Raw genomic sequence first — 16,304 nt, forward strand, 5'->3', positions numbered from 1 at the left:
GGTGCTGTAAATGAAAAGACGCGGTGTAATCAATCAGCCTCTCAGCAATGCGCTGGCAGGCATCGGACACGGAGATACCTTTCTGCTCTGCGATGCAGGTTTTCCGATTCCGGAGGATGTAAAAAGAATCGATCTGGCCTTAAGCTTTCATATTCCCAGTATGAAGCAGTGTCTGAAGGCAATCCTGGACGAAGTTGTCATACAGAAGGCGACTATTGCAAGTGAGATGAAGGGATTGAATGAGGAAGGCTATACCTTTTTAAAGGATACCTTTCAAAAGCAGGAATTTGAAGAGGTGCCCCAGACAGAGCTTCTGGAGCTGGCCCGAAAGGCAAAATTTATCGTGCGCAGCGGCGAACTGGGATGCTATTCCAATATACTTCTGGAAGGAGCATCCGGTGTGATGCAGTTTAAAAAAGAACTCATCATTGATCTGCCCGGGGAGAAGGAGAATGGCGGCTGAGGATAAGAAAATTGTAGTGGCAGGGCTGGTGTGCGTAGATGTAACGCCGCAGTTTCCCCATAAAAATACAAGGGACTTCCATGAGCTTCTGCAGCCGGGAAAGGTAGTGGGAACAAAGGGGATTACCATCAGTGCAGGGGGAGCGGTTGCCAATACAGGGCTTGGAATTGCAAAGCTTGGGGGAAGCATCCATCTGATGACAAAGATCGGAAATGACTTTTTGGGAGATTTTTTAGAGAGGGAGTTCAAAAAGTATTCCGTTTCCTCAACGATTTTACATACGGATCAAGGAAGTACAAGCTATTCCATTGTCCTTGCGGTGCCGGGATACGACCGGATATTTCTGCACGATACGGGCTGCAATGACTGTTTTTCCTGGAGAGAGCTGGATGATCAGGTGATTCGGGAGGCATGTATCTTTCACTTTGGCTATCCACAGAGTATGCGGCAGTTTTATCAAAATGGTGCAAAAGAGCTGATAGAAATGTACCGGCATATCAAAGAGCTGGGAACGGCAACTTCTCTGGATATGGCTGTTGCAGCGCCAGGGGGAGAAGCAAGCCGTGTTAATTGGCGTGATGCAGTAAAGGGGGTGATTCCTTATGTGGATATTTTTCTGCCCAGTATTGAGGAACTTTCCTGTGCAGTGGATCCCGCAGGCTTTCTGGAATTGAACAAAAAAGCGGCAGAACAGAAGAAAAGCTTTGCCGAGGTTGTTTCCCTGGAATATGTAAAGGAACAGGCTGACCGCCTTATGGAGTGGGGTGGAAAAATCGTACTGATTAAATGCGGCACGCAGGGAATGTTTCTGAAAACTGCATCCCAGGAGGCTTTGCAGGAGATAGGAGGCGGCCTGACGGAAGCTTTTGAGAATTGGTGCTCCCAGGAGCTTTTTATGCCCTGCTTTGAACCGGAGTGCGTAAAGTCAGGGACAGGCGCCGGCGATGTAAGCATCGCAGCCTTTCTGCTTGCCCTGCAGAGGAAATATTCTTTGAAAAGATGTGTGGAGCTGGCTGCGGCATCCGGCGCATCCTGTGTTGCGTCCTATGATGCATTAAGCAATATTCCAAGGTTAGAGGAATTAAATTATAAAATTGAACAAGGATGGAGGCAGAAAATATGAGTCTGGCAGCGCTGACAGAAGTGTTAAAAGCGGCAGAGGAAGGGAATTATGCAGTGGGAAACTTTGACTGCTTTAATCTGGAAATGGTAAAAGGTGTATTAAGGGCCGCACAGGAACTGGAGTCTCCTGTAATCATTGCCTATGGGGAACCGTTTATCAATCACATTGACATGCCCTATTTTGCAAAGGCAGTCCGGTGCATGGCAGAGGCTGCAGAAATACCAGTCGTCCTGCATACCGATCATTTTACGAATCGGGACAACATTGAGAAGGCAATGGATTGCGGGTTTACATCGGTAATGGTAGATTGTTCGGATAAGCCTTATGAGGTCAATGTAACCAATACAAAAAAGGTTGTGGAGTTGGCCCATAAGCACGGCATCTCTGTTGAGTCGGAGCTGGGCCATGTGTCGGGCCTGGGGGAGCTGTTTGAGGATGACAGCCATGTGTTTACCGATCCGCAGACGGCACGTGATTTTGTAGAAAGGACCGGGATTGACGCCCTGGCTGTGTCTATCGGAAATGTTCATGGAATTTACAGGGCTGAGCCTAAACTCCGGTTTGACATCCTGGAAGAGATCTTTTTGAAGACCGGGATTCCCCTAGTTCTTCACGGTGCTTCGGGAATTCCGGATGAGGATATCAGAAGAGCGGTTTCCCTTGGTATCAGGAAGGTGAATTATTACACGGATATGTGCGTTGCGGCGGTAAAAAGGATAGAGGCAGCGCCGGGCAGACATTTGTTTGATTTGTGCGGCACAATTACAGAGGAGTGTTATCAGACAGCCTATAAAAAGATTTTGGTTCTGAAACGGGAGAATGAGCAAAAATAAGGGGAAAAGCTGCGATGAAAAACGGAATTGCAATAGCGGGAAATCTCATTGTTGATTATGTAAAAATGATAGACACTTATGCAAAGCCCGGGATGCTCTGCAATATTTTAAGCAAGTCCCAAGGGCCTGGGGGATGTGCGGCAAATACCCTTGGCTGCCTGGCTACCATGGATCCGAAGCTTTTACTGCAGTGCTGCGGCGCTGTGGGAGAGGACGATGCAGGCGTTGTTATCATGGATTTCCTAAAGAAATATCACATTGGTATGGACGGCGTAATCACAAAGAAAGGAACTATGACCTCCTTTACCGATGTGATGACTGTTCAAAGGACAGGAGAGAGAACCTTTTTCCAGGCACGGGGGGCAAACGCTGTATTTGGGCCGGAGGATCTGGATTATGAGCAGATCGGAAGGTGCAGGATGTTCCATATAGGCTATGCGCTTTTGCTGGATCGTTTTGATGAAAAGGATACGGAATATGGGACGGTTATGGCGCGTACTCTGGCAAAGGTGCAGAGCCTGGGAGTAAAAACCTCCATGGATGTAGTAAGCGAGGATGGCGAACGTTTTGCCCAGGTTGTAAAGCCTGCTTTAAAGTACTGTAATTATTTTATTGCAAATGAGATTGAGGGCGGAAGAATTGCGGCAATAGAACCCAGGAGGAGTGACGGAAGCCTTGACCGGGAGGCATTGACAGAAATCTGCGGAAGGCTCATGGAATGTGGGGTTTCGGATCTGGTGGTGCTTCATGCGCCGGAGGGAGGAGCCTATCTCACCAGTGACGGAAGACAGGGGTTCACACCTTCCCTTAAGCTTCCGGAAGGCTACATCAAAGGAAGCGTAGGGGCCGGGGATGCATTTTGTGCGGGAATTCTGTATGCCTTATACCAGGACTATCCTATGGAGAAGGCGATGCTTCTGGCCAATGGGGCAGCGGCGGCAAATCTGGCGGAGGCAGATTCCCTTTCCGGTCTGCGTTCTGTAAGAGAGATTTTTGAGCTGGCGGAGAAATATGCAGAGAAAGGAGCGGCAGAATGAAAGCAGTGATGTATGGAGGAGGAAATATAGGCCGCGGTTTTATCGGATTACTATTCAGCCAGTCGGGCTATGATGTAACCTTCATAGATGTGGCGGAGCCTGTGGTAGATGCATTGAACCGGGAAAAGAGATATCCCGTCCGATATGTTTCCACAGATAAAAAAGAGGATATTTTTGTAGAGCCGGTATCTGCTGTCAACGGCAATGATGCAGAGCTGGCTGCCCAGACTATTGCGGACGCAGATATTATGGCGACGGCAGTGGGGGTCAGAATACTAAAATTTATAGCCCCCAATATTGCTGCCGGAATCCGCATGCGGATGCAGAAGGGCGGAAAGCCTTTGGATATCATTATCTGTGAAAATCTGATTGATGCAGATAAATTACTGGATTCGCTGATTCGGGAGCATCTGACAGAGGAAGAGCAGCGCTGGTTTGAGAAAAACATCGGGCTGGTAGAGGCCTCTATCGGACGAATGGTTCCGGTACAGATAGAAGAAATGAAGGATGGGAACCTGCTGCGGGTGTGTGTGGAGCGGTATGGTTTCCTGCCGGTAGATAAGTCTGCCTTTAAGGGTCCGATTCCGAAGATAAAAAACATGGTTCCTTACACTCCCTTTGGATTTTACATTGAAAGGAAGCTTTATATACATAATATGGGACATGCGGTCTGCGCTTATCTGGGAGGATATCTGGGAAAAGAGTATATTTACCAGGCCATTGACGACAGCGATATACAGTACATCGTGGAAAATGCAATGCTGGAGAGTGCGAGGGCAGCAGCCCGGCAGTATGGGGCGGATTTGGAACAGCTCCTGCTTCATGTTCAGGATTTGCTGGCACGCTTTACAAACGAGGCGCTGCAGGATACCTGTGGGAGAGTAGGAGCGGATCCTGCAAGAAAGCTGTCCCGGAGGGATCGGCTGATAGGCGCTTCCATGCTCTGCGTGGAGCAGGGAATCTGCCCGGCGTACATTTTTCTCGGAGCGGCCGGAGCGGTATACCGATATCTGGAAGAACAGAAAGAAGAACAGAGCATGGAGCAGGCGGCAAAAGTACTGAAGGAATTATCGGAGCTTGATGAGACAGCCGGGGAGGCAGCCAAGATTCTGGAATTTTATGGAATGTTCTGCCGGAGAGCCTCTGTAAAAGAAATGAAGCAGCGGGCACAGAAGATGGAAGCGGAATATCTTGGGGATATTATTTAAGAAATATGCCTTCAAAAGAAACCAGGCATAACCGGTAAGGTTTCTTTTGAAGGTTATTTTATTGTAATATATTGTAACTTTTACTACAAGAAAAAGGATTACTTATATATTAAGCATTTTTTATATATCAAATAATCAGAACATTCCATTTGCAGCTATGGGGATAGAATTGCAGTAACTCTAGATTGATTTTATTGCTCAGAAATGATATATTTAAATTTTCAATCTATGTCTATACAAAATTCATGGAATGAAGAAATTGTAAAAAGCCGTAAATTGCTTAGGAAGAATAGTTCGTTACAAAATGGCAATTGTGGAGGTGTAATTTTTCAGCCGCTTATAGAGGCTGCTGATGATGAAGTTCTCGATCTTGATGATAATAGCCAGTAGGATTGTTTTTTAACAGAAACCATAAGTACATTGGATGAAATACAAAAAGAATGTCCTGGAAATATGCCTATATTTGAAGAAGAGGTGATATGATGTTTGATAAAAATTTATTTTTTGCATTGTGTGAGAAGTACAATGTTGAGTTAAGTGATAGTGCAGAGGAACCTATGATTAAGGATGGAAACGGTGTTCATGCAGTAACTAGCGAAGATGTTAGTCGTATTTTTGCACCATGTCAAACTTTTTTTGGATATTCTGATGTTTCCTTACATTAGAAGCTATATATCTATTATTACAACACAGCCTGGAATGCCTCCTGTTGTGTTACCCGCTATGAATATTATTGCAATGATAAATGACCAAAAAGGTAAAAATTAACGATTTACTTTGCTTAAATTTTTGTGGTTTTCTATTGAGCAGCCATCCTTTTACGGATAGCTGCCTTTTCTTATCTATCGGTTTACGCTCTTTTCCAGTCCGGATGTCTGCGCTCTATTAAACCCGTCAAGCGCAAGTTCAAAAAAAGTTAAAATTTGCAAATTTGCAGACATTCTGTTATATTAAAATAAAATGGCAGAAAGATCTCAGAGGAATAAAAGGCGTGTTGAGTAAAGCTACAAATATAGAGATAAAAAAAATAAATAGAAATAATATTTATCGGATAGTACTCGCGAAAGAGAACACTTCAAAACAGGAGATAGCATATCAGCTTAACATCAGTATTCCTACAGTGTCTCAGAATCTAAATGAGTTGATTGAGGAGGGATTGGTAAAAGAGAATGGTTCGTTTCAGTCCACCGGAGGAAGAAAAGCAAAGATCATTTCCAGTAATCCCGCAGCCCGTGTTGCCTTAGGGCTGGATATAACGCCTAATCATGTGAATCTAGTCATGGTTGATCTTGCTTCTAAGGTACTTAAATCTCAGCGTTACCGTTTATCTTTCCAGCAGGGACGGGGATATTATGCGGCAGTGGAAAAGCTGCTTCAAGATATGATAAAAAGCAGCAGGATTTCAGAAGAACATATTTTGGGGGTGGGCGTATCTCTGCCGGCTATTATTGGAGCTGATGGCAAGAGCGTTATATATGCACCTCTTTTCGATGATTTGACAGGATTGTATGATGAGCTTGCGGGTTATATTAAATATCCGTATCACTTTATGAACGATGCGAATGCGGGTGGGTTTGCAGAGCTCTACAATAATCATTCGGGCCGGGATGTGTTGTACTTATCATTAAGCAATTCGGTAGGCGGTGCGGTGTTTGTGAATGGAAATTTGTATTATGGCGAGGATATGCGCAGCGGTGAATTTGGGCATATGACGCTTGTTCCGGAAGGACGCCGCTGTTATTGTGGAAATTATGGGTGTGTAGATGCTTACTGTTCAGCATCTCTGCTGTCAAACTTGACAGACGGTAATCTGGCGCTTTTTTTTGAAAAATTGGAGCAAGGGGATATTGCATGCAGGGAGGCATGGGAAGAATATCTCCGTTATCTGGTGATTGTTATTAATAATTTACATGTAAGTTTTGACTGTGAGGTGCTTTTGGGGGGCTATGTAGGGCGCTATGTGAGTCCTCATTTGGAGAAGATCCGGGAGCTGGCGGTAAAACGCTGCAATTTTAAGATGAAGCCCTCCAGCATCCAGGTAAGCCGCCTGAACCAGGAAGCTTCCGCCATGGGAGCGGCCCTTTACTATATTGATGAATTTATTTCTCAGATCTAAACATAATATAATCCGCATCATTATGCGGAAAATGAGGACGGTAAGCGATGTTTGACATTGAAGAAGAATTGAAAAAGCTTCCAGCCAAGCCGGGTGTCTATCTGATGCACGACGAGAAGGACGCCATCATTTATGTGGGAAAGGCCATTTCTTTAAAAAACCGGGTGCGGCAGTACTTCCAGTCCAGCCGGAATAAAGGAGTCAAAATCGAGCAGATGGTGACCCATATTGCCCGGTTTGAATATATTATCACCGATTCAGAGCTGGAGGCCCTGGTGCTTGAGTGCAACCTTATCAAGGAGCACAGGCCGAAATACAATACCATGCTCATGGATGACAAGACCTATCCCTACATCAAGGTAACTGTGAATGAAGAGTACCCCCGGGTGCTCTTTTCCCGTCAGTTAAAAAAGGATAAGGGGAAGTATTACGGCCCCTACACCAGCGCCGGAGCGGTGAAGGACACCATTGATCTGATTCATAAGCTGTACCAGATCCGCACCTGTAATCGGAATCTGCCCAAGGATATAGGGAAGGAGCGGCCTTGTCTTAATTACCATATCAAGCAGTGCTGCGCTCCCTGCCAGGGGTATATTTCCAGGGAGGAATATGGGAAAAATGTTGCCAAGGTTCTGGAATTTCTCAACGGGAATTACGGGCCCCTTATCCGGGAGCTGGAGGAGAAGATGAGGGCTGCGGCAGATGCCATGGAGTTTGAGACTGCCATTGAGCAGCGGGAGCTTCTCAACAGCGTGAAGCAGATTGCCCAGAAGCAGAAGATTACCCACAGCGACATGGAGGATAAGGACATTATCGCCCTGGCCAGCGAGGGGGAGGACGCGGTGGTTCAGGTCTTCTTTATCCGGGACGGGCGTCTTATCGGACGGGATCATTTTTATCTCAGGATAGCGGAGGGAGAGCAGACGAAGGAGATTCTAAGCAGCTTTGTCAAGCAGTTCTATGCGGGAACGCCCTATATTCCCCGGGAGCTGATGCTGCAGGAGGCTGTCGAGGACGGGGAAGTGATTGAGCAGTGGCTTTCCTCCAGAAAAGGGCACCGGGTTTACCTGCGGATTCCGAAAATCGGCACAAAGGAGAAGCTGGTGGAGCTGGCAAAGAAAAATGCAGCTCTGGTGCTCAGCCAGGACAAAGAGAAGATCAAACGGGAGGAGGGCCGTACCATCGGCGCGATGAAAGAGATTGCAGCTCTTCTGGGGCTTTCCGAAATCAGCCGCGTGGAGGCCTTTGACATCTCCAACACCAACGGCTTTGAGTCCGTAGGTTCCATGGTTGTCTATGAAAAGGGAAAGCCAAAGCGCAGCGATTACCGGAAGTTCAAGATCCGGACCGTGAAGGGGCCTGATGATTACGCCAGTATGCGGGAGGTGCTGACCCGGCGTTTTGTTCATGGAATGGAGGAGGAGCGGCAGCTTAAAGATAAGGAGATTTCCAGCCGGTTCGGGAGCTTTACCCGTTTTCCGGATTTGCTGATGATGGACGGCGGCAGAGGACAGGTGAACATTGCCCTGGAGGTGCTAAAGGAGCTTGCGCTGTCCATTCCGGTGTGCGGAATGGTGAAGGACGACAATCACCGCACCCGGGGGCTTTATTTTAACAATGTAGAGATTCCCATTGAGAAGAATTCCGAGGGCTTCCGGCTGATTACACGGATACAGGATGAAGCCCACCGGTTTGCGATTGAGTATCACCGCTCGCTGCGGAGTAAGGAACAGGTGCATTCGGTTCTGGATGATATCGAAGGAATCGGGCCCTCAAGACGGAAGGCCTTGATGAAGCATTTTCAGTCTCTGGATGCCATCCGGGGGGCAGATGTGGAAACACTGGCGGCTGTGCCGTCTATGAATCAGAGGGCGGCGAAGCAGGTTTATGATTTTTTCCATTAAAACATAGTAAAAACATCCCCATAGGGCGGATTGTTTTTCGGCTTTGCCTGTGGTACAATACTTTCAGCAGACAAGAGGAAACACATAAGCCTTGCTCTGCAGAGATTTCGTTACTTTTCATGGAGTGGGCAGTAACAAGATTTTAGATGGAATATACAAGGAAAAGAGAGTTGACAACATGGGCGAAAAGCATACACATATTGCAGAAGACGGAACCGTATATGAGCATGAGCACGGGCACAGGCATACCCACACCCACCAGAATACAAGGGCTGTTCTGAACCGTCTCTCCCGGGCCATCGGCCACATGGAGTCGGTAAAGCGCATGGTGGAGGAGGGCCGGGACTGCAGCGAGGTTCTGGTGCAGCTTTCAGCAGTGAAGGCTGCCGTTAACAATACGGCCAAGGTGATTTTGAAAGATCACATTGAGCACTGTCTGGTGGATGCGGTGGAGTGCGGAGATCACGAGGCCATTGAGGAACTGACAGAGGCCATTGACCGGTTTATGAAGTAAGATTTTTTAAAAAAGAAAAAGTAAATAAATGTTCATTGGGAAAACTGGTATTGAGATAAGATGCCAGTTTTTTTGTGGATTTCATAAAATAAACAAGCGGTTTGAACATTTCCTTTGCTTTTCGCATATACTATATGGAGAAAATGGGGGATGAGGGATTTTTATGGCTGAATTTCAGATAAAGGCGATGCAGCAGGATACGGACAGTAAGGGGCAGCTGCAGATTAATGTGACATCTGCTCTTGGGGCGAAGCCGATATCAGGGGCTAAGATAGCAATTTACTATACGGGGGAACCGGGGAGAGAACTGGAGGAAGTGACTACGAATGAATCGGGACAGACAGAGGAGCTGGAACTTTATGCACCTCCGCTGGAATATAGCGTAGAACCCAGCGAGCAGCAGCCATATTCGGAATATACGATGGAAGTGACCGCGCCGGGGTATGAACCGGTAGAAGTGGTGGGAGCTGAGATACTTCCGGATGTAAAGGCAGTGCAGAATATTCAGATGATACCTGTTCAGGAGGGAAGGGAGTACGAGCGTTTTATTATTCCGGCCCACACTTTGTTCGGGGATTATCCGCCTAAGATTGCGGAAGCGGAGATCAAGCCGGTAAATGAAACGGGTGAGATTGTTCTGAGCAGGGTTGTGGTTCCGGAATATGTGATTGTTCACGACGGAGTGCCGACAGACAGCTCCGCTGCAAACTACTGGGTTCGGTACAAAGATTACATTAAAAATGTGGCGTCCAGTGAAATCTATGCAACCTGGAGCGATGCGGCGATCCGGGCAAATATTCTGGCTATTATGTCTTTTACCTTGAATCGTGTGTACACAGAGTGGTATCGGAGTGTGTAGAAATCATGGGTAAAAAAGCCTGCAGTGACACAGCCAATGCACAAAGAGATAGGTATGCGGCAGATGCAGATTAGTTTATACAGTAATTTGTAATTTTCATGGTTTTGCGGTATAATGTACAAAATCAGATGAATTGGAGAAAAGAATGATTAGATTATTTACGTCAACAAACTATTTTAAACCAGAGGAAATAATTATAGACAATGAATCATTTTTTGACAACATAGACATCGATGCACTTTCACAAAAATCAATAGACGTAATGGAACAGATAGACAAGGCAAAATTACTAGACTTAAATACAGGGAAGATAGAAACACCCTTTGGAATAGCTGGCGTAACAGATTTATCTACAGGCTGCAAAACAGTGATAAATACAATATATATTTATGAAAATCCAAATGCATTTCCAACAGTAAAAGCTATAAACGCAACTGAATGCGGAAGTAATGCATTAGAAGTTTTATTTGATGTATTAGAGAGCAATAATATAAACTTATCAATTGTTCTGGAGCATGAAGATGATTTATATAAATGTAAAGAAAGAGAATATTTAGTAAATAACAGTCACAGAATAAATCAACTGGCATTTTATTGGGCATGTGCAGATAGGAGAGACTAGAAATGATGCAGTGTTTTAATTGGGATACGAACACGTTAAATATAAAAACAAATACAAATAAGACATTTAATTTTATATTAAAAGGGAATAAGACGGTAGTTTGCGGGTATTCAGCAACCGGAAAGAGCTTATTATGTAATATAATAAAGAGATATCAAAATAGCAGTAATGTACAAACACTCAAAAAATATAATCTTGACAATATATTTATCTTAGATAGAAGTAATAAAGAAAAGTTAGCAGAACAAAATCATAAATTAATAATAATAGACCGAGCAGATTTAATATTAGAAAAAGCAGACATAGATATCATAAATTCTGATACAGACATAAATAAATATCTAATATTTTCCAGAAAGCCATTAGGCATCTACTTATCACCAAATTATTTTGCTAATTTAGAGGTCGAGGATAATACAGTACGTTTGAGATATCTCTTCAATGTAAGGGGGTGGAATTGAATGTTATATATAATAACAGAAGATTCCAATTCTGCCAGATGTTTTTGGGATTGCGCAGCGCATACGTTTAGAGGAAAAGGCAATTATATATTAGTTGATTTACAGAATGATAATGGAGGAAATACAACATTAAATAATCAAGTATATTTATTATTACCCAGCCTAAAATCTGGGGATGAATTATTTGTGGCTTTTGATAATATAGCAAATACACATAATTTTAATACACATCAGTTTATAATGAATACATACGCTGTTTGTGCATCTAAGGATGTGGATTTTAAGTTTACAAGTTACTACTGTTTCGAAGAACTTTATTTATCATACAAAGAATTATTAAATATGTATGAACTAAGTAACGTAAATAAAGTGACATTAAAGGCATTAAGGTATGTTCAGTCATGCTTGGATGAAGGTAAAGATTATTATTTGAAGTCAAATATAAATATAGCTGATTTCATAGAAAAATATAAAAGGGACTCTGGAAATAATAGAGAACATTTTGCAAATGCTTTATTGATAGATGTTACAAACAAAATAAATGGACGTTTTAAAATAACTAAAAAGGACAATGTATTTAACACAGTGGGACAATGCTGGATAGAGGATTGTTCGAATATACAATTACAATTAAATAATAAACATATAGATAATATGTGTGGTAATTGTAAATATTGTTGTAAATATAATGATACAAAAGATAAGCTGCTTGATCTGGATAATAAATCAATTAGTAAAAATTCTACATATAGATTAAGCCAAATTTGATAAAAGACTTTTTAAGAGTAATATTTTATGAAAATGCACTGACCCATAAAGTCAGTGCTTATTTGATTTCAATTCAAGCTTGCAGATATACGCTTAATATAGTTTAAGATAAAAGCGTTTGTCGATAATTAAATATCATTATTTATTTGGGTATATGGAAAAACAAGAAATCATAAGTTGAAAATAAGAAATCAATAGGATGTGGCAAAGATCAAAAGAAAGGTAAAAGGGATAGCTTATAATTATAAAAGCCCAGACACAGGAAGATTTCATATAACCTTAGAATTTAAAAATAATCCTAAAAGCAAAAAAATCAAGGAGGAAATAAGAGAAATATTAAAGGAAGGATTTTGGGATAAATTTTTAGAAAGTCCTGGACAAAGCCCGAATACAGCGTTATCGTCCCCTACACATTTAGAGCAGTCCAGCTAAGAAATGTTAAGTGTTTTTGAAAAAAATTTCTGCTGGACGGTAAAGCTGCAAAGGCGCACGAGAGGAACTTTTAGTGCTGTCGCGCAGCGACTTTAAAACAGTAATATCCCTCGAAGTACACAAATCAATTTCCAGACACAAGTTTTTTGTGGCTGGAAATTGATTTCATACCAGTGTACTGGGAGGGATATTACGGAACTGAAATAGGAGAAAACAAGAAAATGAAGAGAGTAAGATGTATGTATCGTGTATCATCAAAACAGCAGCTGCATGGAGATGATATACCATTACAAAGAAATGAATGTAAGGAGTTCATTGCTCACCAGCCAGACTGGAAATTTGATAAGGAGTACATAGAAAAAGGTGTATCTGGTTATAGGAAAGCCATCAGTGAAAGGGACATATTAATGGAGATTGTGAGGGATGCATCTAAAAAGGAATTTGACATTTTATTGGTTTATATGTCTGATCGCTTAGGCCGCAGGGAAGGTGAGACACCGCTTTATGTATCAAACTTAAATAATTTAGGGATTGAGGTCTGGTCAGTCAAAGAGGGGAGAATTGAGACCGAAGAACATATTGACAAGCTGTTAAACTATATTCGTTTCTGGCAGGCAGAGGGAGAAAGCCGGAAAACTGGAATCCGTGTAAGAGATGCGCAGCTGGATAAAGTAAAGAAAGGGGAGTTTGTAGGCGGATGTGCCCCCTTAGGTTATGATTTAGTTCCCACAGGTGAAATGAATGCTCATGGGAGGATTGCAAGGAAATTAGCCATAAATGAGGAAAAGGCAAAGCTTGTGCGTCAGATATACAATTATGCACTTAATTATGGATATGGTTCTTTTAAAATTGCAAAAGTTTTAAATGAGCAAAAAGTGCCGGCTCTTAAAAGCGGCGAATGGAAAAGTACCTCCATTTCCCATATATTAAAAAACCCAATATATAAAGGATATGTGGCACGAAGAGATGGGGGGCCGGATGGAAGCAAAACCTATTCAGAACAGCCTAATCCGGAATACATTATCATACCAGAGGATATTTGGGACAAAGTACAAGATATAAGAGAATGCCGTGTAAAAAGGCAAAGGAAAGCTTATCCTATTTCCACAAGCGGGCGTTTATTATTTATGGATGTCCTGTATTGCGGATATTGTGGGAGAAAGTTTACCAATGGGAGCAAATATGATTATTGGACAACAAAGGATGGGGAAAAAAGGAAAAAAATAGCAGGCAGGTATCGTTGTGGTACAAAGGCGGCAGGTTCTTTAAAATGTGAGGGAAGAGGTACTTACAGGCAGGAAGAAATAGAGCCGGTTTTATTAAATGTCATAGGGTATTATATGGATTCTTTAGGCAGGGAAGAGGTTTATCCAGAGCTTTTAGAGATGTGGGAAAAGCAAAGAAGGGCATTAAAAAGTAATATCAATCAGCAAAAGAAAAAAATTGAAACATTGAAACATGATATTGCAACCTTAGAGGATAAAATACCCTATGCAATTCGTGGGGAATATGTGCTCCCGATTGAAAAGTTATCCAGCTTATTAGAGGAGCGGGAGAAAAGCCTGCAGGGTGAAATAGGAACATTGGGAGAGATGGAAAGGGAATATAAGCAATCCTTTTTAAACTCTCAAGACCTGGAGAAGTATAATAACCTCACTATAAATTGGAAGGAAACCTTCGAGCAGTCTCCAATTCCTATGAAAAAGGTAATCATAGGAAAATTAATTGAGCGGATAGATGTTTACAATGATGACATTAAGATCAGATTCAGAGTAAATTTAGAGGATTTTGTACAAAGAATCAGTGATGATTATGTGGTATCGAAATAAGGGATACGACTTCACCATCACCTCCTCCACGGCCTTCGATCACAAATGGATCAACGGCAGAAACATTTTTGAAAATATCTCCCGCATTGTGGACGAAATGTTCGGAAATTATCTGTCCAGGCCGAATGTAAAGCAGCCGATTCTGACCCAGTACTGCGATGGGCAGAGGGTGACCTGCCCTAACTGGATGAGCCAGTGGGGAAGCCAGTATCTGGGGGAGCAGGGATACTCCACGATTGACATACTCCGTAATTATTATGGAAACAGCATTTACATCAATATAGCGGAAGAGATCTCCGGCGTTCCTTATTCCTGGCCCGGATCTGATCTGTCAGTAGGCTCCCGGGGACAGAAGGTGCTGCAGATGCAGGAGCAGCTTAACCGGATTGCACAAGCCTATCCGGCGATGCCTGTCATAGCCCAGGACGGGATCTTTGGCCCTGCAACTCAGGAGTCGGTACGTACCTTCCAGTCTATTTTCGGATTGCCGGCTACTGGTGTGGTGGATTATCCTACCTGGTATAAGATTTCCGAAATCTACGTAGGAGTATCGCGGATTGCAGAAGGCGCGCCCAGATGGTAAATTTGTCTTGTAATAAACAGCGGGTCTGTTATAATGCAATTATTAGTTTTTGAACTCTGAGACAGATAGTTTATAATAAGCAGGTAAAACTCGCTGTATTTGAAAAAACAAAAGAAAGAAGGAGCTTCCATGCGGTTTCGCCCCTGTATTGATATTCATAACGGAAAAGTAAAGCAGATTGTAGGCGGAAGCCTTACCGACAAAGAAGATTTTGCCAGGGAAAACTTTGTGTCGGAGCAGGATGCGGCCTGGTATGCCGGGCTGTATCAGAGGGACGGTCTTAAGGGAGGGCATATCATTCAGCTGAACAGCAAGGATTCCCCTTACTATGAGGCCACAAAGGCACAGGCCCTGGCGGCTCTTCGGGCATATCCCGGAGGCCTCCAGGCAGGGGGCGGCATTACGGCAGAGAATGGGGCGGAATATCTGGACGCAGGCGCCTCCCATGTGATCGTGACCTCCTATGTCTTTCGGGACGGGCGGATTTCCTATGAGAATCTGGAACGGATGAAGGCGGCGGTCGGAAAGGAGCGGCTGGTGCTGGACTTAAGCTGCCGGAAAAAAGACGGCCTCTATTATATCGTAACAGATCGCTGGCAGAGGTTTACCAGCGTGCCGGTGACAAAAGAGACTCTGACGGAGCTTGCCGCCTGGTGCGGCGAGTTTCTTGTCCATGCAGTGGATGTGGAGGGAAAAGCTTCCGGCATTGAGGAGGAGCTGGCGGTTCTTCTGGGAGAGTGGCAGGGAATTCCCGTTACCTATGCAGGAGGCGTGGGCAGTATGGAGGATGTGCTGCGGCTTAGGGAGCTGGGAAAGGGACGGCTGGACGTGACGATTGGGAGTGCCTTAAGTCTCTTTGGTGGTTGTATCCCTTACAGAGATGTGGTATACTTGGAATAAGATTCCAGGTGCTCGTTGTACCTGTAGTCTGAGAAAAGGTAAAGGAGTTGATTATATGCGTTATATTATCAGCGGAAAAAACATCGAAGTAACAGAAGGCCTTCGCACAGCGATTACGGACAAGCTTGGAAAGCTGGAGCGCTATTTTACTCCGGACACAGAGGTACAGGTTACCTTGAGTGTTGAAAAAGAGAGACAGAAGATTGAAGTTACCATTCCTGTGAAAGGGACGGTGATCCGTTCCGAGCAGGTAAGCAATGATATGTATGTATCCATCGATCTGGTTGAGGAGGTTATTGAGCGCCAGCTCCGGAAGTATAAGAACAAGCTGGTGCAGAGAGAGCAGGGCGGCGGCAGCTTCCGGCAGGAGTTTATTGACCGGGAGGCAGAGGATGAGGAGGTAAAGATCATCCGTACCAAGATGTTTGACCGGAAGCCTATGTATCCGGAAGACGCCTGCATCCAGATGGAGATGCTGGGTCACAGCTTCTATGTATTTGTCAATGCAGAGACAGATCAGGTCAATGTGGTATATAAGAGAAAAGGCAATACCTACGGACTGATGGAGCCGGAGGATTAAGCTGAAAAGAGTAGGAAAAATGAGGCGCTGCCGTACTGGCAGCGCCTTTTTAACTGAAAATGCAGGCAGGTA

The 16,304-nt window shown here is 43.9% G+C and carries 16 protein-coding genes and 3 pseudogenes; all 19 read left to right on the forward strand.

Going from position 1 to position 16,304, the window contains the following annotated elements; all coding sequences use genetic code 11:
- The first annotated feature begins 10 nt into the window (after positions 1–10).
- Positions 11–463, forward strand: a complete 453-nt coding sequence (gene rbsD, locus VV089_RS21055; RefSeq protein ID WP_334337267.1) for a D-ribose pyranase — start codon at positions 11–13, stop codon at positions 461–463.
- Complete coding sequence (locus VV089_RS21060) at positions 453–1,586, forward strand: carbohydrate kinase family protein (protein WP_334337268.1); 1,134 nt, start codon at positions 453–455, stop codon at positions 1,584–1,586. The genes rbsD and VV089_RS21060 overlap by 11 nt, the downstream gene beginning before the upstream one ends.
- Complete coding sequence (locus tag VV089_RS21065; RefSeq protein ID WP_334337269.1) at positions 1,583–2,419, forward strand: class II fructose-bisphosphate aldolase; 837 nt, start codon at positions 1,583–1,585, stop codon at positions 2,417–2,419. The genes VV089_RS21060 and VV089_RS21065 overlap by 4 nt, the downstream gene beginning before the upstream one ends.
- Positions 2,420–2,433: 14 nt before the next feature.
- Positions 2,434–3,456, forward strand: coding sequence for a carbohydrate kinase family protein (locus VV089_RS21070; RefSeq protein WP_334337270.1), 1,023 nt, complete (start codon positions 2,434–2,436; stop codon positions 3,454–3,456).
- Positions 3,453–4,664 carry a mannitol dehydrogenase gene (locus VV089_RS21075; protein WP_334337271.1) on the forward strand — a complete coding sequence of 404 codons (1,212 nt, stop codon included), beginning with the start codon at positions 3,453–3,455 and terminating at the stop codon, positions 4,662–4,664. Before VV089_RS21070 ends, VV089_RS21075 begins: the two co-directional genes overlap by 4 nt.
- A gap of 479 nt (positions 4,665–5,143) precedes the next feature.
- Positions 5,144–5,329 carry a hypothetical protein gene (locus VV089_RS21080; protein WP_334337272.1) on the forward strand — a complete coding sequence of 62 codons (186 nt, stop codon included), beginning with the start codon at positions 5,144–5,146 and terminating at the stop codon, positions 5,327–5,329.
- 326 nt (positions 5,330–5,655) lie between these two features.
- Positions 5,656–5,817: pseudogene (locus VV089_RS25315) on the forward strand (winged helix-turn-helix transcriptional regulator); the annotation flags it as partial.
- Between the two features lie 3 nt (positions 5,818–5,820).
- Positions 5,821–6,780, forward strand: coding sequence for an ROK family protein (locus VV089_RS21085; RefSeq protein ID WP_334337273.1), 960 nt, complete (start codon positions 5,821–5,823; stop codon positions 6,778–6,780).
- A gap of 47 nt (positions 6,781–6,827) precedes the next feature.
- Positions 6,828–8,684 carry an excinuclease ABC subunit UvrC gene (uvrC, locus tag VV089_RS21090; RefSeq protein WP_334337274.1) on the forward strand — a complete coding sequence of 619 codons (1,857 nt, stop codon included), beginning with the start codon at positions 6,828–6,830 and terminating at the stop codon, positions 8,682–8,684.
- A gap of 178 nt (positions 8,685–8,862) precedes the next feature.
- Positions 8,863–9,198 (forward strand): metal-sensing transcriptional repressor, encoded by a 336-nt coding sequence (locus VV089_RS21095; protein WP_172541189.1) that lies wholly within the window; start codon positions 8,863–8,865, stop codon positions 9,196–9,198.
- Positions 9,199–9,361: 163 nt separating this feature from the next.
- Positions 9,362–10,051 (forward strand): annotated as a pseudogene (locus tag VV089_RS21100) (carboxypeptidase-like regulatory domain-containing protein); the annotation flags it as partial.
- Positions 10,052–10,202: 151 nt separating this feature from the next.
- Positions 10,203–10,679 (forward strand): hypothetical protein, encoded by a 477-nt coding sequence (locus VV089_RS21105; RefSeq protein ID WP_172543571.1) that lies wholly within the window; start codon positions 10,203–10,205, stop codon positions 10,677–10,679.
- Between the two features lie 2 nt (positions 10,680–10,681).
- Complete coding sequence (locus VV089_RS21110; protein WP_334337275.1) at positions 10,682–11,140, forward strand: hypothetical protein; 459 nt, start codon at positions 10,682–10,684, stop codon at positions 11,138–11,140.
- Complete coding sequence (locus VV089_RS21115) at positions 11,141–11,908, forward strand: hypothetical protein (RefSeq protein ID WP_172543569.1); 768 nt, start codon at positions 11,141–11,143, stop codon at positions 11,906–11,908.
- Positions 11,909–12,109: 201 nt separating this feature from the next.
- Positions 12,110–12,340, forward strand: a complete 231-nt coding sequence (locus tag VV089_RS21120) for a hypothetical protein (protein ID WP_334337276.1) — start codon at positions 12,110–12,112, stop codon at positions 12,338–12,340.
- 239 nt (positions 12,341–12,579) lie between these two features.
- Positions 12,580–14,169: a recombinase family protein gene (locus VV089_RS21125; RefSeq protein WP_334337609.1), complete on the forward strand. Its 1,590-nt coding sequence runs from the start codon at positions 12,580–12,582 to the stop codon at positions 14,167–14,169.
- Positions 14,156–14,752 (forward strand): annotated as a pseudogene (locus tag VV089_RS21130) (peptidoglycan-binding protein); the annotation flags it as partial. The gene VV089_RS21125 and the pseudogene VV089_RS21130, both read left to right, overlap by 14 nt.
- A gap of 129 nt (positions 14,753–14,881) precedes the next feature.
- Entirely contained in the window at positions 14,882–15,652 is a 771-nt protein-coding gene (gene hisA / locus VV089_RS21135; RefSeq protein ID WP_172543267.1) for a phosphoribosylformimino-5-aminoimidazole carboxamide ribotide isomerase, read from the forward strand.
- Positions 15,653–15,707: 55 nt separating this feature from the next.
- On the forward strand, positions 15,708–16,232 hold the full coding sequence (hpf, locus tag VV089_RS21140; protein WP_172543252.1) for a ribosome hibernation-promoting factor, HPF/YfiA family: 525 nt from the start codon (positions 15,708–15,710) through the stop codon (positions 16,230–16,232).
- Positions 16,233–16,304 lie beyond the last annotated feature (72 nt).

The organism is Candidatus Merdisoma sp. JLR.KK011 (assembly GCF_036941125.1).
Classification (GTDB): Bacteria; Bacillota; Clostridia; order Lachnospirales; family Lachnospiraceae; genus Laedolimicola.